General features: G+C 72.7%; 19 protein-coding genes. 10 read left to right on the top strand and 9 right to left on the bottom strand.

Annotation, left to right across the window (positions count from 1 at the left end; genetic code table 11):
* Window positions 1-560: 560 nt before the first annotated feature.
* Window positions 561-1,283, bottom strand: a complete 723-nt coding sequence (locus ABZW30_RS42785; RefSeq protein ID WP_355676730.1) for a hypothetical protein — start codon at window positions 1,281-1,283, stop codon at window positions 561-563.
* A gap of 593 nt (window positions 1,284-1,876) precedes the next feature.
* On the opposite strand from ABZW30_RS42785, the gene ABZW30_RS42780 reads away from it, so the two are divergent.
* Together ABZW30_RS42780 and ABZW30_RS42775 are read left to right on the top strand one after the other, a co-directional pair.
* A complete protein-coding gene (locus ABZW30_RS42780; RefSeq protein WP_355676729.1) occupies window positions 1,877-3,382 on the top strand; it encodes a multicopper oxidase family protein in 1,506 nt (501 codons plus the stop codon).
* Between the two features lie 62 nt (window positions 3,383-3,444).
* Complete coding sequence (locus ABZW30_RS42775) at window positions 3,445-4,071, top strand: hypothetical protein (RefSeq protein ID WP_355676728.1); 627 nt, start codon at window positions 3,445-3,447, stop codon at window positions 4,069-4,071.
* A 190-nt stretch (window positions 4,072-4,261) separates the two neighbouring features.
* Here the strand turns inward: ABZW30_RS42775 and ABZW30_RS42770 are convergent, their stop codons facing one another.
* Both ABZW30_RS42770 and ABZW30_RS42765 read right to left on the bottom strand, forming a co-directional pair.
* A complete protein-coding gene (locus ABZW30_RS42770) occupies window positions 4,262-4,993 on the bottom strand; it encodes an SDR family oxidoreductase (RefSeq protein WP_355676727.1) in 732 nt (243 codons plus the stop codon).
* A 51-nt stretch (window positions 4,994-5,044) separates the two neighbouring features.
* Window positions 5,045-5,197: a hypothetical protein gene (locus tag ABZW30_RS42765; protein WP_355676726.1), complete on the bottom strand. Its 153-nt coding sequence runs from the start codon at window positions 5,195-5,197 to the stop codon at window positions 5,045-5,047.
* A gap of 326 nt (window positions 5,198-5,523) precedes the next feature.
* Here ABZW30_RS42765 and ABZW30_RS42760 point away from each other — a divergent pair, with 326 nt between their 5' ends.
* The 3 genes from ABZW30_RS42760 to ABZW30_RS42750 all read left to right on the top strand — a co-directional run bounded on the left by ABZW30_RS42760 (window position 5,524) and on the right by ABZW30_RS42750 (window position 7,680).
* Window positions 5,524-6,129 carry a hypothetical protein gene (locus tag ABZW30_RS42760; RefSeq protein WP_355676725.1) on the top strand — a complete coding sequence of 202 codons (606 nt, stop codon included), beginning with the start codon at window positions 5,524-5,526 and terminating at the stop codon, window positions 6,127-6,129.
* 36 nt (window positions 6,130-6,165) lie between these two features.
* Entirely contained in the window at window positions 6,166-6,408 is a 243-nt protein-coding gene (locus ABZW30_RS42755) for a hypothetical protein (protein WP_355676724.1), read from the top strand.
* 447 nt (window positions 6,409-6,855) lie between these two features.
* Window positions 6,856-7,680, top strand: coding sequence for a hypothetical protein (locus ABZW30_RS42750; RefSeq protein ID WP_355676723.1), 825 nt, complete (start codon window positions 6,856-6,858; stop codon window positions 7,678-7,680).
* A 224-nt stretch (window positions 7,681-7,904) separates the two neighbouring features.
* On the opposite strand, the gene ABZW30_RS42745 is transcribed toward ABZW30_RS42750, so the two are convergent.
* The gene (locus tag ABZW30_RS42745; protein WP_355676722.1) at window positions 7,905-8,795 is read right to left on the bottom strand and encodes a DUF4232 domain-containing protein; all 891 of its coding nucleotides are present in this window, start codon (window positions 8,793-8,795) and stop codon (window positions 7,905-7,907) included.
* Here ABZW30_RS42745 and ABZW30_RS42740 point away from each other — a divergent pair.
* Entirely contained in the window at window positions 8,691-9,455 is a 765-nt protein-coding gene (locus ABZW30_RS42740) for a DUF2071 domain-containing protein (protein ID WP_355676721.1), read from the top strand. The two genes, ABZW30_RS42745 and ABZW30_RS42740, sit on opposite strands and share 105 nt — an antisense overlap.
* Before the next feature lie 199 nt (window positions 9,456-9,654).
* Here ABZW30_RS42740 and ABZW30_RS42735 read toward each other — a convergent pair whose 3' ends face one another.
* Complete coding sequence (locus ABZW30_RS42735) at window positions 9,655-10,497, bottom strand: alpha/beta hydrolase (protein ID WP_355676720.1); 843 nt, start codon at window positions 10,495-10,497, stop codon at window positions 9,655-9,657.
* Between the two features lie 4 nt (window positions 10,498-10,501).
* Entirely contained in the window at window positions 10,502-11,143 is a 642-nt protein-coding gene (locus tag ABZW30_RS42730) for a dihydrofolate reductase family protein (RefSeq protein WP_355676719.1), read from the bottom strand.
* 995 nt (window positions 11,144-12,138) lie between these two features.
* On the opposite strand from ABZW30_RS42730, the gene ABZW30_RS42725 reads away from it, so the two are divergent.
* A complete protein-coding gene (locus ABZW30_RS42725) occupies window positions 12,139-12,504 on the top strand; it encodes a hypothetical protein (protein WP_355676718.1) in 366 nt (121 codons plus the stop codon).
* Between the two features lie 384 nt (window positions 12,505-12,888).
* Here the strand turns inward: ABZW30_RS42725 and ABZW30_RS42720 are convergent, their stop codons facing one another.
* Window positions 12,889-13,611: an SDR family oxidoreductase gene (locus ABZW30_RS42720; RefSeq protein ID WP_355676717.1), complete on the bottom strand. Its 723-nt coding sequence runs from the start codon at window positions 13,609-13,611 to the stop codon at window positions 12,889-12,891.
* 153 nt (window positions 13,612-13,764) lie between these two features.
* On the opposite strand from ABZW30_RS42720, the gene ABZW30_RS42715 reads away from it, so the two are divergent.
* The gene (locus ABZW30_RS42715) at window positions 13,765-14,643 is read left to right on the top strand and encodes a helix-turn-helix transcriptional regulator (RefSeq protein WP_355676716.1); all 879 of its coding nucleotides are present in this window, start codon (window positions 13,765-13,767) and stop codon (window positions 14,641-14,643) included.
* A gap of 313 nt (window positions 14,644-14,956) precedes the next feature.
* On the top strand, window positions 14,957-15,160 hold the full coding sequence (locus ABZW30_RS42710; protein ID WP_355676715.1) for a hypothetical protein: 204 nt from the start codon (window positions 14,957-14,959) through the stop codon (window positions 15,158-15,160).
* 606 nt (window positions 15,161-15,766) lie between these two features.
* Here the strand turns inward: ABZW30_RS42710 and ABZW30_RS42705 are convergent.
* Window positions 15,767-15,958: a hypothetical protein gene (locus tag ABZW30_RS42705; protein WP_355676714.1), complete on the bottom strand. Its 192-nt coding sequence runs from the start codon at window positions 15,956-15,958 to the stop codon at window positions 15,767-15,769.
* A 49-nt stretch (window positions 15,959-16,007) separates the two neighbouring features.
* On the opposite strand from ABZW30_RS42705, the gene ABZW30_RS42700 reads away from it, so the two are divergent.
* The gene (locus ABZW30_RS42700) at window positions 16,008-19,265 is read left to right on the top strand and encodes a BTAD domain-containing putative transcriptional regulator (protein WP_355676713.1); all 3,258 of its coding nucleotides are present in this window, start codon (window positions 16,008-16,010) and stop codon (window positions 19,263-19,265) included.
* Between the two features lie 82 nt (window positions 19,266-19,347).
* Here the strand turns inward: ABZW30_RS42700 and ABZW30_RS42695 are convergent, their stop codons facing one another.
* Window positions 19,348-20,982, bottom strand: a complete 1,635-nt coding sequence (locus tag ABZW30_RS42695; protein WP_355676712.1) for an alpha/beta hydrolase — start codon at window positions 20,980-20,982, stop codon at window positions 19,348-19,350.
* Between the last annotated feature and the right edge of the window lie 415 nt (window positions 20,983-21,397).

Below are 21,397 nucleotides of genomic sequence, written 5' to 3'. Positions count from 1 at the left end.
GATGCCAAGTCGCATGCCCGGTTCGGGAAGCGGCTCCGGGGAAACGGACCGGTCGAAAGACCGAAACCGCGCCCCGGGCCGACTTCACCACCCCCTTCCCGGCCACCCGGCCCGAAGCCGCAGCGACACCGGCCGATGGCCGCGCCGACCCCACGATGACGTCGCCCATCGGCACATCGGCCCTTCCGTACACGGCTTGCCGGAGCCGGAGGGCCGCCTCCTGTAGGCGAAGTCGAGGGGCGGCCTTCCGGGGTTTCCTCAGGGTCCGGGGAGCGTAGCGCGGGCCACCGACAACGACAGCGGAGGCGTTTGCGCTCCTCCGGGGCGCAGCCGATTCAAGGACGCGATCGCGCGGTTCCGCCTGGAGCGCCGAGGAACGCCCGAGCAGCAGACCGCCCTCCTGGACGCGCTCCACCGGCACGCCGAGACCGTCGGCGGCTGACCGCCGGCAAGAAGCCCATGCGCCGCCAGGCGGCCGCCCGGTAGCGCGAACCGGATCGCGCTCCCACCGCGGGGGCGGGATCCGTCCGTTCACCATCCGCCGACATCCGCCGGCCCGGTCAGAACCCGATGATCCGCAGGCCGGCGTTGACGGTGACGTAGAAGGTGTGGGCGTCGGGGCCCACCACCAGACTCGTCACGCGGTCGAGACCGGTGACCCCCTCGGTCGGGACGAGAGTGTTGGTCGAGGTGTCGAGGGAGAGGACCGAGGTCTTGCCGCTGTCCCAGCTCTGCTGGACCATGTACAGCCGGGTGCCGTCCGCGCTCACCGACGGGTTCTGCAGCTGCTGTCCCGGGGCGATGTCCATGGTCGCGGTGACGGTGTCGGTGGCGAGGTCGACTATGTAGTCCTTGCCGCCGCCCACGCCGTAGAGGCGGGTGCCGTCGGGGGACAGGGCCAGGAAGGCGCCGCTGGGGACGGCGATGGTGCCGGCCACGACCGGGGTCTCGTCGCTCGTGTCCAGGTGGACCAGGCCGTTGCCGGTGCTGACGTACGCGTCGGCGCTGTCCGGCCGCGCGACGATCGACCCCGGGGAGCGGCCGGGTACCGTCACGGTGGCGGTGAACGCCTGCTGCTGCGGGGAGAACTGCAGGACGCGGGCGCCCTCTTGGGCCGGGCGGTTGGCGGACGCGGGCCCGCCCTGGGTGACGTAGACCCGCGTCCCGTCCGGGCTGACCGCCAGCGCGCCGAGGGCCCCGGGGCTGGTGCCTGCCGGGCGGGGCTGGTCGGGGGCGGCCGTGCCGGAGACGAGGGTGTTGGTGGCCGTGTCGATGACGCCCACAGCCGTTGAAGTCGCAGACTGACACCAGTCAGGCCCGCAAACGGCCCGCAAACGCGGGCGAGGCCCGGCACCCTGGTGGGTGCCGGGCCTCGCCGACAGTGGAGCGCCAGGCCCGGGTCGCACGGACTCTCCCTACTGAAAGTAGGGTGTGCTCTGGTAGCACCGCTGACGCCTGGCGAGGAATCATCTCCCTCGCGACGAGAAGAATACTAGCAGGTCAGCGGCCCACCATCGAAGTCGGACCGGCCGGCCCGCTGCGCTGCGGTTGAGGTCGTGTCGACGGCTTGTGACGCGTCAGCCCTCTCGACATTCAGGCCCGGTTGATCGGCCGACCAGGTGCGCCGTCCGTTCCCCCAGGGTGAGATCGCGGTCCTCGCGCGTTCACGACACCCTGGGTGGCCACTTCGACAGCCTGCTCGCCCGGGGTACAGCCCGGACCTTCGTGGGACGCGCCAGGCGGGCACGGAACGCTCCCGCTGCTTACGCTGAGTTTGCGACTCTCGCACAGCCACAGCGTCCCGATTGCCATCCGGAAAGTGAGCGCGAGCATGATCTCGATCGGTCGCAGGACACTCATGCGAGGAGGACTCGCGATGACCGGCGCGATGCTGGTCGGCTGCGACGCCGCGGTCGGTGAGGGCGGCGGTAACGGTGCGACCGCGACGCCTTCCGGGGCACCGTCCTTCCCCCCGCTGGTGCAGCCCGACGGTCCCCAGGTCAGCGCCCGGGAGGCATTGCGGCACTGGAACGGGATGACCCGGAGCTATTCGCTCACTGCCGCGGTGGGACCGGTGGACCTGGGAGGTCCCAGGGTCAGCACCTGGAGCTACGACGGTCAGGTACCCGGACGGGAACTGAGGGTCACGGCCGGCGACCGGGTGCAGGTGCACGTGAGGAACCAGCTGGCCGAGGGCACCACCGTGCACTGGCACGGGCTCGCCATCAGGAACGACATGGACGGCGTACCGGACGTCACCCAGTCCCCGATTCTGGCCGGCGGCGGCACGTTTCTCTACGACTACGTCGTCGACACTCCCGGTACCTACTACTACCACCCGCACGTCGGCCTCCAGTTCGCGCACGGCCTGTACGGGCCCCTGATCGTCGAGGATCCGCACGAGCCGCTGGCCTACGACGAGGACTGGGTCGTCGTGATGGACGACTGGCTGGACGGCGTGAACGGGCTCACCCCCGAGAATGTGTACGCCGCCCTGCGGAGCGGCGGCAGGACGACGGCCAACCCCGCGTCGCCGGGCTCGGCAGGCATTCTCCGCGGCGGCACCAGTGCGCTGTTGGGCGGAGACCCGGGAGATGTGCGGTACCCCTACTACCTGATCAACGGTCGGATCGCCGGATCCCCCGTCACCTTCAACGGCAAGCCGGGCAGCCGGGTGAGGCTGCGGCTCATCAACGCCGGCGCCGACACCGCGTTCCTGGTCGCTCTGGGCGACCACCGCATGCAGGTGGTCCAGACGGACGGAACACCCGTCGAGCCCGTGGAGGCGGACTGCGTGCTCATCGGTATGGGAGAGCGCTACGACGTCATCATCACGCTCAAGGACGGGGTTTTCCCCCTTGTCGCCCTCGCCGAAGGCAAGAGCGACAACGCGTTCGCCGTGGTACGGACCTCGTCCGGCTCGACACCACCGCCCAGCACACGCCCCGCGCAGCTCACCGGCACAGTGGTGGGAGGCCGGAACGTGGCGTCCCTGACAGCCGCCCAGGGCCACCGACTCGCGGCCCGTACGGTCGACCAGGACATCCCCATCGCCATGACCGGCTCGATGGCCGGCTACCAATGGGGCTTGGACCACCTGGCGTACAACCCCAAGGTGCCCCTGGCGGTCATGACATCCAGCCAACGCGTGCGACTGAGCTACACCAACACCACGATGATGTGGCACCCGATGCACTTCCACGGCCACAGCTTCGCCGTCGGAGGCCCGAACGGCCCCCGGAAGGACACCGTCATGGTGCTTCCCGGACAGACGGTCACCTGTGAGTTCGACACGGACAATCCCGGCCAGTGGGTCACCCACTGCCACAACGCCTATCACGAAGAGGCCGGGATGATCGGGGTCCTGGCCTACCGGACCTGACGTTGAGCAGGACGTCGGGAAACGACTGGTGTGTGGCCTACGAGGCCTGACAGGATCGCCGGATGCACCGCTTCCGATTCCGCGGCTTCCGGACCGTGACCTGGCTCCTGCTCCTCATCTGTGGAGGCGTTTTCGGCTTCGTGAAGGACAACCGGCCTCAGTACGCGGGCGCCGCCGTGGGTGCCCTCTGCGTCGCCTTCGTCCTGCACGTCCTGTCCGAGCTGCGGCAGCCCGAGAACGCACGGACGGACACCGGCGCGGCCGCCACCACGAAGCCCACCCCGGTGGTGACACCGGCCGCGACCGCCGACGGAACGGCGAGCGAGCCGGACGAGCCTACGGAATGTCAGGATTTTGAGCTTTGTGACTTCTGCGGCAGCTGGCAGCCCAGGACCGCATGCGGCAGGGGCCTCGACTTGCCCGAGGGCTGGGTGGCCCTGGAGATCGACCGCCGGGCCGCCGAGGTGCTCTACCGTACGTACTGCTCCGAGGACCACATGCGCCTGGATCTCGCAGGCCCACTTCCCGCCCCGGCCCCCTTCCGGGAGGAAGAGCCGTGGGACGGGGCTCCTCGGACCGTCGGTGACCGTCTGGCCGGCCTCGCGTTGAGCGTGGGACTGTGGCTCGTGGGCGGGTTCGTGTTGTTCGGATGCGTGCTGGCCGTGCGGTTCCTGGTCGGACTGCTGTAGCGAACGGTCCCACATGCAGTGGCAGCGAAGCATCGACACCGAGACTGCCCCGTTTTTCCCGCGCCCCGTGTGTGGCCGGCGCCCCCTTTTCTCGGTGGCGCCGCAGGCGACACCCCTGCCGCTCTCTGAGGGGCCGCCAGGCCCCGGCCTTCGCCGGGGCACAACTGGCGGCTGCGCTGGAGGGGCTGGTTCAGGAGAGCCAGTCGGTGTAGTGGATGGGGGCGATGCGGGCACCCTCCGGGGCGGTGAGGACGTCGCCGTGGGCGGCGGCGAACATCCCGGCGGTGTCATCGGTGACGACACGGCGCCCGTCGCCCTTGGCGGTCAGAGTGAGCCGGCCGAGTTCGTCGAGGGGGTAGACGTCGGGACCCGCGATGTTGACGATGCCGTTCAGAGGACTGCCTGCGGCGACTTCGGCGACCACGCCGGAGACATCCGCGGCGGCGATCGGCTGGATCGGCGTGCGCGGCAGGCGGATGGTGTCGCCGTCGGCGGTCATGGACAGGGTCGCGTCCATGAACTCCATGAACTGCGTGGCGCGGACGATGGAATACGGGATCGGTCCGGCCTTGAGGATCTCCTCCTGAAGCACCTTCGCCCGGTAGTAGTCCAGATCGGGCACCTGGTCCACGCCGACGATCGAGAGGATGACGAAGTGCCCGACCCCGCCCTTCTGGCTCGCGGCGAGAAGGTTGTCCATCGAGGTCCGGAAGAAGGCGAGCGAGGCGTCGTCGAAGGTCGGGGAGTTCGTCAGGTTGACGACGACGTCGGCGCCCGCCACGGCCGTCTCCAGCCCTTGGCCCGTGATGATGTCCACGCCTGTGGACAGGGAGTGCGGTACGGCCTGGTGCCCGGCGGCGTTCAGGTTCTCCACGACCCGTGACCCGATCAGCCCGGTTCCGCCGATGATCGCGAACTTCATGGCATTCGCCTTCCTTCGATGACTGGTGTCCGACATGTGCCTCGTGTAGTGCTAACCCTCGACGAACGTGACCGTCTCGGCGAGCGGTGCCCGGCCCGTACGGGCGTAACCCGCCGTGACGTCCTGGGACCCGATCGACATGCCGCAGACGAGGATGAGCCCGCCAGGGGGCGACAGGATCTCCGCGACGGTCCTGCGGTACACCGATCATGCCTTCTGCGGGCAGCTGTGCAGCCCTTCGGCGCGGAGCAGCAGGCTGACGGTCTGCAGATACGTGCCGACGTCGGACCACTGGGGCCGGTGAGGGCGGTGTGGTGGCCGTAGCCGACCGGGGGCACCAGCGGGAAGAGGCGTCCCACCGCGTGCAGCCGAGCCGGCCACAACGGCCTGGCCGTCCTCGCCGTCGTCCGACGCCCGCAGCACCGCGGCGGCCGTGATGCCGGGGGGTGTCGTGACCGGCGGCCGGCAGGGCCGTCTACGATCTCCGATCGCCGACATGGCCGTGAACGTCTGAAATGGGAACTGCTGCTGTGAGACCGCTGATCACGTTGGGTTTTGGTTTCGTCCTTTCGTCGCTCGTCGTGGGGACCCTGGTGTTGAACCTTTTCGGCCTGGGCGACGGGAGTCGGCTGCTGTTGACGCTCGTCGAGTTCGTGACCGGCCTGCTGGTGCTCAGCATCGTGATGGCGGCGTTGCCTCGCCGGCTGCAGCAGCAGGTGGCGGGGGCGCAGCCCACCTCGGCGATGATGCGGCGGCGGGTCGACCGGCTGCTGGTCGTGCTCGGGGCCGTACCGGTGCGCTCGGCGCGGGCCGACATCGCCGTGCTTGCCGGCGGGACGAGTCTGTATGCGCGGGCGGTGCGGATCGACGGGCCGCGCCCGGTGCTCGGTATGTTGTTGTTCGAGGCTCCGGCCGGTGGGCGGCCTGTGGTGCGGTGGCGTCAGGGCACGGCGGTCGAGACGATTGCGGCGCCGTACGAGCTGACCGAGCTGGAGAACATCCCCGCCACGGCGACCGCACGCGCGCTGAAGGCCACCAGTACGGTCTGGATCGGCGATGCCGTCAACGTCCAGCTGACGCCGATGGACCTGGAGGTGCTGCGGCACGTGGCGACGGCGGCAGTGCAGGCGGCCTGACCGGTGTCTGCATGGATCATGCTGAGTGTGGGGTGCGTGTTCATAGTCGCCGGTGCCGCGGTGTTGAACGGCTGGCGCGTGGCGCGGTACTCGGATGCCCGGCTCGGTGGGTGGGGCCATGTGGCGATGGGTGCGGGTTTCTCGCTGGACGGACTGCCCCGGATCGTCGGGTGGCCCGACGCGGTGGTCTTCTTCTGCGCCGTGGGTGGTCTGGTATTCGTGGTTCTGGGTGTCGTCGTTGGGACACGGGAGTTGAAGGGCCGACGAAAGGGGGCCTGACGCGGCCGGCCGTGGCGTCGAAACCGCGCCCAAGCCTGTCGGGGCCGGTCGTTGAGCGGCCGACGCCGAGGATTCCGGCCGCCCGGGCCGTAGTGGAGGGTCCACCGGATGGGTGGCGGCGCACGGAAGGGGTCCGCCGGATCGGCGGCGCTGCCGGACGGGCGGCCTTCCGTGGTCGTGAACTCCATGCTCACCTCGACCACGTCGTCCCAGCTGTCGAGGCCGGCGGGTGGTGCCTGGTCGTACTGCTCGTAGGCGACGTGGACCGAGCCGAAGGTGGTGCCGGCCATGATGACGGCGAGATCGTCGCCCCGGGTCCAGATCAGGGGTTCGGGCACGGATTCCGTGAAGGCGATCAACGGGCCGTCACGATCTGTGTGCGACGGAGCGCGGGCGTCGTGCAGACCCTCCCGCTTCCCGCACGTACGGGGGCGCTACCTTGCCGGCATGTGTATCTCGACCAGTGAGGCCGCGTTCTCCGGCACGATCGTGTATTGCGGTCGGCAGCACCACCCGCTGCACGGCCTCATCCATGTCCTGGGCTACCAGAACACCGCCGTCAACCTCGCGGACGGTCCGAACGCCATGCTGCTGCACTTGCCCACCAGCCGGCTCACCCCCGGGCACTTCCTCTCCGTCGGACGCAGCGGCGACGTCCTCGAGCGCATGGTTGCCGCCGTTCGACCCATCGCCGTGGCAGCCGACGAGGTCATGTGGATGGGCGGGGAACCGGAGTCCGTCCAGGTCTTCGAGCACGACGTCTACACGGTGCTCCTGGCCACTGACCCCACCGCGATCCCCGCCGCACTGCAGCAGGTGCCATCACACCGGCGGCCGGACCTCGACCCGGACCTCCTGCGCTTCTACGCCGACCACTTCCCCGACCACACCATCGCCGTCTGCTGCTTCGACAACGCTGACGCACAGCGCGCCAAGCCCCTGTTGCTGTGGTACCCGCCGCTCGACCCCGACCGGCTGACCGTGCCCGCGCTGGACAGCCACACCGGAGCAGTCCCGGACCTCGATGCCGTGGTCCCCGTGGATCACTGGGTCCTGCTCTCCACTGACCAGGCCCCCTCCGGCTGGGGCGAATCCGTCGACTACCCCGAGAACATGCGCCACAGCCTGCGCTCCTTCCTTCCCACCACTGTCGTGGGCCGGTACTACGGGGGAGGAGATGCCCTGCTCAACGGAGACTTCACCATCAGCCACAGCGACCTTCTCACCGGCGACCTCGACCGCGTCGAGCGCCGGCAGCCGATTCGTCGCTGATCTGGGCGCGGCAGCGCTCCCGGTCCGCAAGCCGGCGAGCTCGGTCACATGCGCGGTGGTCGGCGGCTGGCCGCGGTCAGGGGACCCGTTTGCGTAGCGGCGCGGCGGACGGACAGTTCGGTGACCATGCCCCGGCTGCTCGAACGTACGCTCGATGACCGGGAGAGGCCCTGGCCCCGCACCGGCTCCTTGATCAAGTCGGGCCCGCGGGTTCCTTGCGGGCCTCAGGAGGTGAAGACCACGCTCTGGCTGATCGGCTGGAGGGAGCCGACCGTGAAACCGGCGGCGGAGACGGTCAGCACTTGATGGACCGGTTTGCCGTCGATGCCGATGAGGTCGGCGGTGAGCTGGGTGGTCTCGTCGGGCGGGGTGACGGTGATGCCGGCCAGGACCTTGCAGGTCGGCTCGGCCTTGTCGCAGGTGGACCACTTGAGGCCGGAGAACGCGCAGACGCCCGGTTTGAGGGTGGCCTCGACCGGCTGGCCGGGGTGGGCGACAAGTGAACTGCCGGTCGCCACCGGGTTGTTGTCGGCCAGCAGTCCGCCGTAGCCGAGGTAGCCGTAGACCGTGCAGGTGCGCGAGCTCTTGTCGGTGAGCATCACCATCGCGGTGGGCGCATCGGGGAGGGGCTGCATCTGGATGTCCGCCTTGAGGTCGGCCGTGTGGCAGCGGTCCGCGGCCTTCCCGCCGTGCGACGTCGGCGCTGCGGGGGTGACCGACGCGCCGGACCCACCGCCCGTTCTCGCCCGCCAGTTCGCCTCGGTCCGTCCCTGGGGCGTAACAGCCGCGCCACCGGCGCGAAACGCCGACGGCCGCCCGCTCTCGTCTTTGGCTTTCGGTCGTTGGTGTCGGTTGGTCGGTTCGGGTCTTCCGGACGACGAGTCGGGGCACGCCGAGCACGGTCGCGGCCTTGCCGAGGAATGCGCGGGTGCGGGGTGGTGTCGTTCGGTGAACGCCCGGAGCCGGGGGCGCCTGGCTGGACGGCCGTAAGGGCGTGCGACGCTGGTGCGATGTCGTTCGCCCCTGCCCCTGCGGAGCCGATAACGCCCGATCCGGTGCGCGTGGTGCCGGACACGCTGCTCACCCAATCCTGGCTCGACCTGTCGTTCCTGCACTGGGCCGCCGACCCTGCGGCCGTGGCGCCGCTGCTGCCGGCCGGGACCGTACCGGACACGCACGACGGGCTCACCTACATCGGCCTGGTGGCCTTCCGGATGCACCGGGTCGGTTGGTTCAGGATGCCGGGTATCCCGTACCTCGGCACCTTTCCGGAGACCAACGTGCGGCTCTACTCGGTGGACCGGCACGGTCGGCGCGGCGTGGTGTTCCGCTCGCTGGAGGCCTCGCGGCTGCTGCCGGTGGCCATCGCCCGCAGCGCCTTTCGGCTGCCGTACAAGTGGGCCCGGATGGCGATCCAACGCGACGCGGACACCATCAGCTACGCCAGCCGCCGGCGCTGGCCGGGGCCGCGTGGGGCGCACTGCCGCATCGCGGTGCGCGTCGGAGAGCGGATCGAGGAGCCGACCGCCCTCGAACACTTCCTGACCGCCCGCTGGGGCATGCACAACGCCTTCTTCGGCCGGCCGCTGTACCTGCCCAACGTCCACCCGCGCTGGCCGCTGCACCGGGCCGAACTCCTCCACTGCGAGGACGAGTTGGTGGCTGCGGCCGGGCTGCCGTCGCCGGCCGGGCCGCCGGTGAGCGTGCTGTACTCGCCCGGCGTGCCGGTCCGCTTCGGCCGCCCCGCCCACCCGGGCGGCCTGCCCACCCTCTGAGACGCGTAGGCAGTGGTGCCCGGGCCACGGAGGCCGCGGCCGACGCACGGGACGAGGTCCGCCGGCCCGGCCTGGACGCGGCCCGGCGCGAGCTGCGCCGGGCCGAGCTCGGCACCACGGCCGTGCGCCGCGACATCCACGCGCGCAAGGTCCGGTCCGTCCAGCCCGGAGGCCGGACCCGTGCGGCACCCGCCGTCCTCTATCCGAGCGTGAGCATCGCCTCGGCGACCTCGCCGACCGCCGCGTCGGGGATCGCGGTGGCGGCCTCGTTGAGGACGAGCGGCCGTGCCCCGGGGATCTCGCGCGCGATCGCCTCGCCGTTGCCGACGGGGAAGAACCGGTTGCGGAGGCCGTGGACGACGAGCGTGGGGACCTCGATCTCGGGCAGGCGCTCGCGCCAGCGGGGTGTGCAGTCCAGCCTGGAGAACACCAGGCCCATCTGGTTGGCCATCTGGACCGGGGGCGCGGTGCCGGGCGTGCGGTCCCAGATGCGCGCGGCGATGGCGCGTGCGGCGGCGGGGTCGTCGCCGAGGATCTCCGCGCCGGTGGCGGCGAACTCCGCAACCGCCGCGCGGTCGGTCCAATCGGGCATCGGACGCGCGAACAGCCGGCTCATCGTCGCGTGGTCATGGTCGGGGAGGTCGTCGTCGGGCGGGCCGGGGGCGACCGCGCGGGTGCCGACCAGGGTGAGCGCGGAGAACGCGCCCGGATGGTCGAGCACGGCCACCTGGGCGACCATCCCGCCGACGCCGATCCCCGCGAGGTGTGCGGGCGCCCCGCCGAGCGCGTCGGCAAGGGCCGCGGCGTCGGCGGCGAGGTCGCGCAGGGTGTAGGCGGGTGCCCGGGGATCCGTCGTCGTGGACTCCCCGCTGTCGCGCAGGTCGTAGCGCACCACACGGCGCCCGTCGGCGGCGAGGCGCTCGCAGAGCGAGTCGGGCCAGGAGAGCATCGTCGTCCCGCCCGCGAGCAGGACCAGTGGCGCGTCGTGGTCACCGAACGACTCGATGCCCAACGCGATCTCATTGGCGTTGACAGCGGTCATTGGATCACCGGACGTCGTCGTGCCCGAGACCACGGTCGGGCGCGCTCATGTCGCCCGTCCCGGGCGTGCCGTCGGCGAGCCCGTAGCGCAGGTACACGGTGCCCTGCGGGTCGGCCACCGGCGGTTCGAGGAGCGTGACGTTCGTGGGCACCGCGCCGCCGTCGAACACCTTCTTCCCGACGCCGAGCACGATCGGGTGCACCCATAGGTCGAGACGGTCGAAGAGCTTCTCCCGCAGGAGGGTCTGCACCAGGTTCAGGCTCCCGACGACCTTCACGTGCTCGTGCCGGTCACGGATCTCACGCACCGCGGCGGCCAGGTCCGGGCCGAGCTGCGTGGATCCGGCCCACGGGAGGTCGGGCGTGCCGCGGGAGGCCACGTACTTCGGGACGCGGTTGAAGAGCTCGGCGATCTCGCCGTCCTTCTGGTGCGGCCAGTAGGAGGCGAAGATGTCGTAGGTGCGCCGGCCGAGCAGGAGGGCGTCCGTGCCCTCGTACGCGGCACCGATCTGTGCCCCGGTGACCTCGTTCAGCAGGGGCACCTGCCAGCCGCCGAACGGGAACCCCGACGGGTCCTCGTCGGGCCCGCCGGGTGCCTGCCCGACGAGGTCGAGGGTCGCGAACAGCTCGATGTGGATGAGGCCCATGTCTGTACTCCCGATGAGTTGGCAGTCCCGGTCGAGATGTAGACCCGCCGGGGCCGGAAAACTCATCGCCGCGCCGGCACCCGGTTTCCGTACCCGCCGACCGCCTCGCCCGGCACACCGCCGCCCGGGCCGCCCCCGTCCCGCGGCCGCCGTCCGGCACCGGCACTGGCACCGCTCCGCCCGTCCGGCTGCGCACCGGCATCTGGTCCTGCCCAGGCAGCGGAACGACAGGGCGACCCGCACCGCCCCGGTCGACCTGGAGGCCGCCGGGAGGGTGCGGGAGGGTGCGGGAGGAGCTGCGCCTGCCGGACGACCGCAAGCCAGTGCATCGGCGGCCTCGGCGCCGGGCCACTGGTCGCGGGAACGCTCGCCGAGTACGCACCTTGGCCACTCAGGCTGTGCTTCATCGTCGAGTCGGCTCCGACGGCCATCGGGCTGGTCGCGGTCAGCGCCGTCGCCGAGCCCGTCCGCCCGTCATCCACGCCGACGCTGCGGCCCAGGAAGGTCGGCGTGCCGGCATCCGTGCGCACGGTCTTCCTCAAGGCAGCCATCCCCGGTTTCGCGGGCTTCGCCGTACTCGGTCTCTTCGCGGCCGTGGCCCCCTCGTTCCTGGCGGTGACCGGCCGTCACGGAGTCACGGTGGGGCCGGCCCCGGTCGAGCGTGTCCGGGCCCCACCACACCAGCGCCACCCAGCAGGTCGACCCCTGGTACAGCCGCCTGCGCTCCGCCCGCCCCGGCAGCCGGCCTCCCACACGGAGGACGGCGCCCCGTCGGCGAGCGGGGGGAGCGGCTCGCCGTGGTCCTTTGCGGGCGGCTCGGCAGGCCGCTGGGCGCGCCGCCCGGGCGGCACGGGCTGGGTGCGCCAGCATTGCCGGGACAGGTCCGACGGCGGGCCCGCCGCCGCCCGGTCCGCTGTCGTCCGCTCGCCGACCGGAGCGCCCGCAGGTCACGTCCCGTGTGGCGGCCGATCCCTGAAGATCTGGAGTTCGCACTGATGGTGACCGTGTTTCGCATCGTCGCGCCCCCCACCGGTATCGAGGTCACGGGCGACGGAAGCAGTCCCACCGACGAGGAGATGGCGCAGGAGAAGGAAGCCCGGCAGGCCTTCCTGGATGCCGTTTCGCCCCATCTCGCTGCTCTGCCGACGCAGCCGCCCCACCGTTCGGGCAACGTCTCGAAGGTGGAACTGCTCGGCGGGGACGTGTGGTCCCGGCTGAACCAGTACCTGCTGCTGGTCACCGTCGACATCGGCGACCCGCGGATCGACTTCGACACCTTCATGCCGCCCGGCACCACCGTCACCCGCGTGGTCGGCGACCTCGTCCCGCTGTCCCAGTGGCCGGACGGCGACCAGGCCTGACCGGCCCGCCGGCCCCATCCCGTCCCCGCCGTACCCGGGGCGGGGTTGACCGAGGCGCCGGTTGTCGTCCGCGCGCGGGCGGACTGGGCGGCGGCCGCCGCAGCGCGGTGGAGCCACGCCCCGGGAAGCCACCACAAACCCCGGGGTCAGTAGCCTGCCAGTTGACAGGCCCGACCCTCATGGGTGCGGCGTCGTGCTGGTAGGCGCGCATGTTCAGGTGTCGCCATGCGCTGGCGGCCCGCGGTCCAGGTGGGTCCAGGTGACTCTGCGTTGTCGGGTGGCACGGTCGTCGTCTCGACGATCGTTTGGCGGTGTTCGGACCCGAGGCCGCCAGCGGGGAGCTCGAAACCTCCTGCGTTCCGGCTCCCGGTGGTTTGGCCTGGTTCAGGCTTCCTGGCCGGTGGCGGCGAGGACGATCTCGCGGATGGTGACGTTCTGCGGCTGCCGGTAGGCGTAGGCGACGGCCTCGGCCACGGCCTGCGGGTCCAGGGCGCCTCCGGCGGACTCCTTCCACGCCTCGTAGTCGGCCTTGATCTGCTCGTCGCTGGTGTGGGAGAGCAGTTCGGTCTCCACCGCGCCGGGGGCGATGGTCACCACCCGCACACCGGTCGCGGCGACCTCCTCGCGCAGGTTCTCCGACAGGGCGTGCACGGCGAACTTCGTGGCGACGTACGCGGCGTGGTTGGGGAACGTCTTGCGGCCCGCGACGGAGCTGACGTTGATGACCGTACCGGTGCCGCGGGCGAGCATGCCGGGCAGCACCGCGCGGGTGCCGTACAGCACGCCCTTGACGTTGAGGTCGATCATCCGGTCCCACTCGTCGACCGGCTGGTCGGCGATGCGGCCCAGCAGCATGACCCCGGCGTTGTTGATGATCGCGTCGGCGGGGCCGAACCGCTCCTCCGCCTCGCGCACGGCCTCCTCGACAGCGCGGGGGTCGGTGACGTCGACCTTGCGGCACAGCGTGTTCGGCAGGGCGAGCGCGTTCAGCCGGTCAAGCCTGCGGGCGAGCAGCAGCAGCGGGTGTCCCTGTGCGGAGAGCAGGCGGGCGGTGGCGGCGCCGATGCCGGAACTGGCGCCGGTGATGACGATCAGGGGCTTGTCCACGGGAAACCTCCGAGGTGATGTGCGGTGTCGCATTCCAGGAGATCACCGCGCCGGCCCCCGCACGTGCCGCCACAGGAGGGCGGTTCCACCGGGGGTCCGACAGACCCCCTCTGGCGTGACCCGAAGCCCCGCCCACCGCCCTAGCCTGAAGGAATGAGCACGTCAGCGGAGCGCGGCCCCAACCTGGAACTGCGGGACTTCCTGCGCTCCCGCAGGGCACGGATCCGACCCGACGAGGCGGGCCTGGGCCCGCACGCCGGCCGACGCCGGGTACCCGGCCTGCGCCGCGAGGAGGTCGCCCAGCTGGCCGGGGTCAGCGTCGACTACTACGTCCGCCTGGAACGCGGCCGAACCCCGAACGCCTCCACCGCCGTACTCGACGCCGTCGCCCGCGCACTCCGGCTCGACTCCGCCGAGCGCGCCCACCTGTTCGACCTGGCCGAACCCAAACCGGGCTCCGCCCGCCGACGTCCCACACCGCCCCAGCGGGTACGGCCCGGACTGTTGCGGGTCCTGGACGCCCTGACCCACACCCCGGCGATGATCCTCGGACACCGTTTGGACGTGCTGGCCGCCAACCCCCTCGCCAAAGCCCTCTACACCGACTTCGACGCCCTGCCGCACCGTGACCGCAACCTCGCCCGCTTCATCTTCCTGGACCCCACCGCCCACGACCTGCTCGCCGACTGGGAGACCGCCGCCCGCGGCACCGTGGCGGCCCTGCGCTTGTACGCGGGCCGCCATCCGCATGATCCGCGGCTGAACGAACTGGTCGGCGAACTCTCGGTGCGGGACGAGGACTTCCGCCAGTGGTGGGCCGACCACGACGTCCTGCAGTACACCCACGGCATCAAGCTCTACCGCCACCCCCTCGTAGGCGAGCTCACGCTGGCCTACGAGTCACTCGCCCTCCCCGACGACCCCGACCAGGTCCTCTACCTCTACACCGCAGAACCCGACAGCCCCTCCGCACAGGCCCTTCGACTCCTCGCCGGCTGGTCCGCCCCCCTCCCACCCGGGCGGGCACGATGATCGAGGACCTCCGTGACCCGGGCAGGTGGCTGCCGGGCGTCGCACTGCCCCGCCGGGGCTGCGCCAACCCCGACTGCGAGTCCGGTGCGCTCCGGTCGACGGGACAGCGCCGCAGCGCCTGCGCGGAATCCGTTGCGGTTCGCCGGGCCACCACAAGGCCGTGCCGGTTCTGGCAGCCGGCGTCGGAGACCGGAGTCCGTCCGACACGATCCCCCGGCAGCTGACCACTACCGCACGCTGGGAGTTGGCCCGTGCCCCGCGTCCCCACATGATGGGCCGTCATCGGCCGACCATCGACGGATCGGGGACAACCATGCCGCCTATCACTCCAAGCAGTGACCTGCCGGGTATCAGTGGCCTGACGGCCCAGCGCCAGGACACCGCCGCCCCGCTGAACCCGCTCGCCGGCGCCCCGCTGCGCGGCCCCTCGCCGCTGGTCCCCGGCCATCGCGAGTCGATCGCCGCGTCCGTCTCCGAACTCGACGAGACGCGCTTCCTCCACGGGTGGCTGTCGTGACGACTGCGCAGAAGACACGCCCGATCCGGTCCACGGGGGAGACACCGAGTACCCCGTCCTGCAGCACCCGGCAGACCTCGCTGTTCGTCACCGGGCACTTTCCCCGCCGCCGCTGGGTGCCCCTGCTCTTCGGCGTACTGGGTGGCCTCCCGCTGGCCTACGCCTGGAACGCGGGACTCGTCGACGACGACATCGGCTTCAGTACGGCGAACGCCCTCCTTGGACACGATGCCCATGAGACTCCGATCACGGGCACCGTCGCCGGGATCCTGTTCTCATCGGTCTCCGGGCTGGCGGGTACGTTCACCGCCTGCAACATCGCCGCCTTCAGCGCGATCGGCCCGCTCGTCGGGCAGGCGCCGTCCGGGCGTTCCAGGTTTCTGCACGTTGTCAGGCCACTGGGCTGGATCTCTGCGGGCCTAGTCGGCGGTGTCAGCGGCATACGGTGCTCTGGTCGGTGTGGTCGGCATGCGCATGCCGCAGTTCGCGACGACGGCGGGCAAGGGCCTTTCGCCGCGAAGCATCCAGTCGATGGTGGCGTTCGGCCTCGTCGGGCTTGTGATGATCGTCCTCGGCCTCGCGGCCCTGGAGCTGATCCCGAGGCCGTCAGGGGATGCCTGTGCTGGTGGGGCGTGTGCCCCACCAGCACGGGCATCTTCCGGGGCGGACCCGGGGCCACCCGTCAAAGGCGCGGGCGAGGGCGGCGGCGCGTACGTCGTCGAGGGCGGGCAGCGGGTGTTCTCCCACGTCGTCGAGGAGGGCGGCGAAGCGGCGGCGGGCGTAGACCTGGCGGGACATCGGGATAATGATCTTGGATGTCGGCTGGTGCCGGGAGAGGGGCGGGCGGGTGCGGATCAACGTACTGGGGCCACTTCAGGTCGTACGGGGTGGGGACGGGGCGGCCTTCGAGGTCGGCGGGGCGAGGCTTCGGCTGCTGCTGGTCCGGCTGGCTCTCGACCCCGGGCGCGTGGTCACCCGTGAGCGTCTGGTGGACGACCTCTGGGGAGACACCCCGCCGGAGGAGCCGGCCGGCGCCCTGCAGTCGCTGGTTTCCCGGCTCCGCCGGGCGTTGGGGGGCGACCGGACGGTGATCGGCTCGCACCCCGCCGGGTACCTGCTCGACCTGCCCCGGGGGAGCGTGGACGCCTGGGACTTCGAGCAGCGGGTGGCGGCGGGGCGGGCGGCGCTGGCGGCGGGCGGGTTCACCGAGGCGGTCGCCTTGCTGGGCGGGGCGCTGGAACTCTGGCGGGGAACGCCGTTCGCGGACGCCGAAGGCGTCGGGTTCATCGCGGCGTCGTCGGCCCGGCTGGCGGAGCTGCGCCTGTCGACGGTGGAGGATCGGGCCGACGCTCTCCTCGCGCTCGGCGGCACCGACACGCTGCCGCGTCTGGTCGCCGAGCTCACCGGACTCTGCGTCGCGCACCCGCTGCGCGAGCGTGCCGCCGTCAGGTTGATGCGCGCACTCCACGCGGACGGGCAACAGGCGGCGGCACTGGAGGTGTTCGAGCGTACCCGGCGGGCCCTGGCCGAGGAACTGGGCGCCGACCCGTCCGCCGAACTGCGGGACGTCCACCTGCGGGTGCTGTCCGGCGCGAAGTCGCCTACGCCGGGGCCGGCCCCCGCGTCCACCGGGAACCCGGTCGGGCGTGCGGCACTGCCCACCTGGCTCACCGGCCTGGTCGGCCGCGACGAGGAACTGGCGGCGGTTCAGGAGCGCCTGCACCGGTCCCGCCTGGTGACGCTGACCGGGCCGGGTGGTGTCGGCAAGACCCGGCTGGCGGTTGCGGCCGCGACGGCCGCCCCGCCCGCGACAGACGTACGGCTCGCCGAACTCGCGGGCGTCGACGGGCCCGACGGAGTGACCCGGGTCGTGCTGACCGCCGTCTGCCGCCCGGCGGACGCCGGGGTGCTGGCCGGCGGCCTGCCGGCCGGCGATCCGGCCGGGGATCCCGTCGACCGGATCGTCCGGGCCCTGGAGGGCCGTGAGGTCCTGCTCGTCCTGGACAACTGCGAGCACCTGATCGAGGAGGCGGCCCGGTTGGCCCATCGCCTGCTGGCCGCCGCGCCCCGGCTCACCGTGCTGGCCACCAGCCGCGAACCGCTCGGTGTCACCGGCGAGGCGCTCTGGCCGGTGGCGCCGCTCGCCGTGCCCGAACCCGGCGGCACCGTGCAGGAGGCACTCGCGCACCCCGCCGTCGCCCTCTTCACGGAGCGGGCCGGCGCGGCCTGCCCCGGATTCACCCTGGACCACGACACCGTCGAGCCGGTCGTCCGGATCTGCCGGGAGCTGGACGGCCTGCCGCTGGCCCTCGAACTGGCGGCGGCCCGGCTGCGGTCCCTGAGCCCCGGGCAGGTCGCGGCGCGGCTGCACGACCGGCTCCGGTTGCTGGACCGCGGCCCACGCACCGCTCCCGACCGGCACCGCACGCTGCGCGCCGTGGTCGACTGGAGCTGGAAGCTGCTCGACGAGGACGAGCGCGTCCTGCTGCGACGGCTCTCCGTGTTCGCCGGCGGGGCGACCCTCCCCGACGCACACCTGGTCTGCGCCGGGCACTGGCCGGGCGGGCCGGCGCCCGATCCGACGGTCGTGGAGGACCTGCTGGCGTCCCTGGTCGACAGGTCTCTGGTCGCGGCCGTCGGCCGGGAGACCGGGACGGTGCGGTACCGGCTGCTGGAGACGGTCCGCGCGTACGCCGCCGAACGGCTCGTCGAGGCCGGCGAGGACGGCCCAACCGGCGTCGCCCACCTGCGCTGTTTCGTCGAGCTCGCCGAGAACGCCGAACCCCGGCTGCGGACGGGCGGCCAGATCGGCTGGCTGGCCCGGCTCGACGCGGAGCAGGGCAACCTGGACGCGGCGCTGCGCCGGGCGGTCGCCGTCGGCCCACCGGAGCACGCGCTGCGGCTGACGGCCGCCCGGGCCTGGCCCTGGCTGATGCGTGGTCAGGGTCGTGAGGCCGGTGAGTGGACGGCGGCCGTCCTCGCGGCCCACGGCTGCACCCCGCCGCCCGGTCTGGAGCAGGCACACGCCCTGTGCGTGATCCTGGCGCAGCTCACCTCCCCCCTTCGGGAGCCCGGTGACGCCGTGATCCCGCCGGAGGCGATGGGCACGGCGCTGGTCACGGCGCAGCAGGCCGATCACCCGGTCGCCCTCGCCGCCGCGCTGCTGCTCGCCATGGCGGGGCCGCCGGACGCGGTGGGCGCGACGGCTCAGCGGTTCGGCGAGCATCCCGACCGGTGGATGCGGGCCGCCGCCCATCTGGTGCTCGGCCGGATCGAGTTGGGCGCGGGCCGGATCGGGCACGCCGAGCACTGCCTGCGGACCGCGGTGGACGGCTTCCGCGTCCTGGGCGACCGTTGGGGGCTGGCCATGGCGTTGGTCACGCTGGCCGCGCTGCTGTCCGTCACCGGCGCGGCCGACGAGGCGCTCGCGGCGCTGGCGCAGGCCGGTGAACGGGACGTCGAGATGGGCGGTTCCGGGGAGGCACCGCTGCCACTGCTGCTGTCGGGCCGGCTGCGGGCGCGCTGCGGCGAACCGGCCGCGGCCCGGGCGGACCTGCAGCGCGCGCTGGCCGCAGCCGAACGGGCCAGGGACCCGCACCTGCAGGCCGCCGCCCGCTACGCGCTCGGTGAACTCGCCCGTCGAGCCGGGGACTTGGAGGCAGCGCTGCACGGCCAGCAGGAGACGCTGCGGCGGCTGGAACGGCTGCCGGGGAGCGGCCCCGGCGCCCCGGCGCGGCTGCACCTGCTCGCCCTGCTGCACACCAGCCTGGCCCGGACCCAGCAGCGGCGCGGCGCGCCGGACACGGCCGGCCCGCTGCACCTCCGTGCCCTGGAGCTGGCCGCGGACAGCGGCGACCAGCCGGTGCGGGCGGACGTCCTGGAGGGGTTCGCCGAGTACTGCCTCGCGCTCGGCGAGGCGGCGCGCGGCGCGGCGGCGCTGGGCGCGGCGTACGGCCTGCGCGGGGCCCACGACGCGGGCGATCCGGAACTGCGGGCCGTCCTGGACGGCTGCGCCGAGGCCCTCGGGGAGGCCGGTTTCCGGGCCGCCTGGGAGCGCGGCCGGGCGTTGTCGCGGCCGGAGTCGCTGGCCCTGGAGGCGGGCTGACGGGCCTTCCGGAGCGCGTCGGCCGGGTGTGCGCGCCTGCCGCGCCACCCGGGGAGGGCGGTGCGGCAGGGCGGATGTGCGATCAGCCGCTGAACGGCGGCTGGGTGGGTGCGCAGACCGTGCCGGGGGTGGGGAGGACGCCGTCGATCAGGTAGCGGGCCTCGTGCCGGGCAGCACAGCCACTGGGGTTGGCCAGCACGGTGTGGCCGTAGCCGCCGACGGTCAGCAGCTCCGCGCGGGCGAGCGAGCGGGCCATCGCGCGGGACCCTTCGTACGGCATGGCCGGGTCACCGGTGTTGGCGACGACCAGGATCGGCCGGGCGGTCGGACGGTTCCAGGGGCCGTCGTACCGGTCGCGGTCCCGGGCGGGCCAGTCGGCGCAGCGCTCGTCGGCCCAGGCGAAGTACGGGCCGGCTTCGCCGGAGCGGGCTCGGGCGAACGCGGCCAGGGCGCGGTAGTCGGCCCGGGCCGGCGGGTTGGCGCTGTCCGAGCACGCCACCGCGAGCGCCTGGTCCGGCGGCTGGTGGAAGACGGGCGGCAGCGGTGTGGTCGGCGTGGCGGGCGCCTCGGTGGCGGCCCACAGCGCCTGGAGCGTCGTGCCGAGCCGGGACCAGCCGGTGTCGGGAAGGCCCGGGACGGTGTTCGTGGCGTAGAGCGAGGGGATCGTCGCCTCCAGGGCCGAGCCGGCGGGGAAGGTCATGCCGTCGACCGCGACCGGCCGGGTGCGCAGCCGCTGGAGCAGCTCACCGTACCTGGCCCGGGTGGCGGCGGCCGTTCCGGCGGAGAAGGCGCAGGCCGGGGGACCGACCTGGGCGCACTGGTCGAGGAAGGCGTCGAGGACGCGGCCGGCGGCCACATCGCTGCCGTTGCGCAGCAGGGCGCCCGTGGTGGCGGCCTGCCCGCCGTGGCCGGTCGACCAGGCCACCGGGTCCGGGGCGCTGTCGAGGACCATGGCGCGCACCCGTCCGGGGAACAGGTTGGCGTAGGTGGCGCCGAGGTAGCTGCCGTACGAGGTGCCCAGGTAGGTGAGCCGTCGGTCGCCGACCGCCCGGCGGAGCAGGTCCATGTCCCGGGCCACGTTCGCGGTGGAGATGTGCGGCAGCAGGGCGGGGTTGCGAGCCGCGCACTGCCGGGCGAGGCGCTGGTAGGCGTCGGCCCAGGCCTTCTGCTGGTCCGCGCCCTCGGGGTAGCCGGCCGCGGTGCCGGCCAGCAGGGCCTGCTCGTCCGCCGGGTTGTCGAAGCACTGGACGGGAGCGCTGGCGCCGGTGCCGCGCGGGTCGAAGCTGACGATGTCGAAGCGCTTGCGCACGTCCTCGGGGAACTGGCCGAGCATCTTGGGCAGGGCCACCAGGCCGGGCGCGGCCGGGCCGCCGGGGTTGTAGAACAGGGAGCCGATCCGGTGCGCCTGGTCGTCCGCCGGGTGCCGGATGACGGAGAGGTCGATTCCGGCGCCGTGGGGGTCGTGGTAGTCGAGCGGGACGCGGGCGGTCGCGCACTCGAAGCCGTCCGCGCACTTCTCCTCCCACGTGAGTCGCGGCACCGGGGCGGCGTCCGGCGCGGCCACGGCGGTCGCCGGACACACGGCGGCCAGCAGCGCGGCCGCGGCGGCGCCCGCGCCAAGCCGCCACGAGGCCGCCAGGCGTCGGGCTGCGGTGCGGGACGCCTTGAGCCGACGCGGGCCTGCCGCGGGGCCGGTGGGAGGGGAGGTACGAGTCACGCGAGTGCCCTTTCGTCAACGGGCCGGGCGGTCGTGCGCGCTCCTCGGTCGCGGCGTACCGCCCGGCACGCCCGACGGTTCCGCACCCCGCTGGCAGACCGCTGGCAGATCGCTGGCAGGGGCTCGGGCGCCGAGTCGCGTCCCTCGTCGCAGTGACCGCACTGGCCGTCACAGGGGTGGGGCTCGCGTCGGGAAGCGCGTCCGCCGCATCCGGATCCGACTCCTCGCCGCGGGCCGCGAGTATCCGGCCCAGGCGCCGGGCGATCCGGCCGTGGCCGCCGGCGATCACGATCTTCATATGACTCTCCTCGGGACGGAGGAGCAGGGTGGAGCGGGTGCCCGGGGTGGGGGCGCGGGGGGGGGCCCCCCCCCGGGCGCGCGGGGGGGGGGGGGGCGGGACAAGGCGGAGGGGCGC

Origin of the sequence: Kitasatospora sp. NPDC004669 (genome assembly GCF_040609455.1) — a bacterium.
GTDB lineage: Bacteria > Actinomycetota > Actinomycetes > Streptomycetales > Streptomycetaceae > Kitasatospora.
The sequence above is the reverse complement of the archived record's forward strand: the minus strand, read 5'-3'. Positions and strand labels throughout refer to the sequence as shown.

Excerpts from the sequence above, each read along its gene's own strand:
- ABZW30_RS42780 (WP_355676729.1), top strand. The coding sequence starts at position 1,877 with ATGACCGGCGCGATGCTGGTCGGCTGCGACGCCGCGGTCGGTGAGGGC.
- ABZW30_RS42775 (WP_355676728.1), top strand. The coding sequence starts at position 3,445 with ATGCACCGCTTCCGATTCCGCGGCTTCCGGACCGTGACCTGGCTCCTG.
- ABZW30_RS42770 (WP_355676727.1), bottom strand. The coding sequence starts at position 4,993 with ATGAAGTTCGCGATCATCGGCGGAACCGGGCTGATCGGGTCACGGGTC.
- ABZW30_RS42750 (WP_355676723.1), top strand. The coding sequence starts at position 6,856 with ATGTGTATCTCGACCAGTGAGGCCGCGTTCTCCGGCACGATCGTGTAT.
- ABZW30_RS42740 (WP_355676721.1), top strand. The coding sequence starts at position 8,691 with ATGTCGTTCGCCCCTGCCCCTGCGGAGCCGATAACGCCCGATCCGGTG.
- ABZW30_RS42735 (WP_355676720.1), bottom strand. The coding sequence starts at position 10,497 with ATGACCGCTGTCAACGCCAATGAGATCGCGTTGGGCATCGAGTCGTTC.
- ABZW30_RS42730 (WP_355676719.1), bottom strand. The coding sequence starts at position 11,143 with ATGGGCCTCATCCACATCGAGCTGTTCGCGACCCTCGACCTCGTCGGG.
- ABZW30_RS42725 (WP_355676718.1), top strand. The coding sequence starts at position 12,139 with ATGGTGACCGTGTTTCGCATCGTCGCGCCCCCCACCGGTATCGAGGTC.
- ABZW30_RS42715 (WP_355676716.1), top strand. The coding sequence starts at position 13,765 with ATGAGCACGTCAGCGGAGCGCGGCCCCAACCTGGAACTGCGGGACTTC.
- ABZW30_RS42710 (WP_355676715.1), top strand. The coding sequence starts at position 14,957 with ATGCCGCCTATCACTCCAAGCAGTGACCTGCCGGGTATCAGTGGCCTG.
- ABZW30_RS42705 (WP_355676714.1), bottom strand. The coding sequence starts at position 15,958 with ATGTCCCGCCAGGTCTACGCCCGCCGCCGCTTCGCCGCCCTCCTCGAC.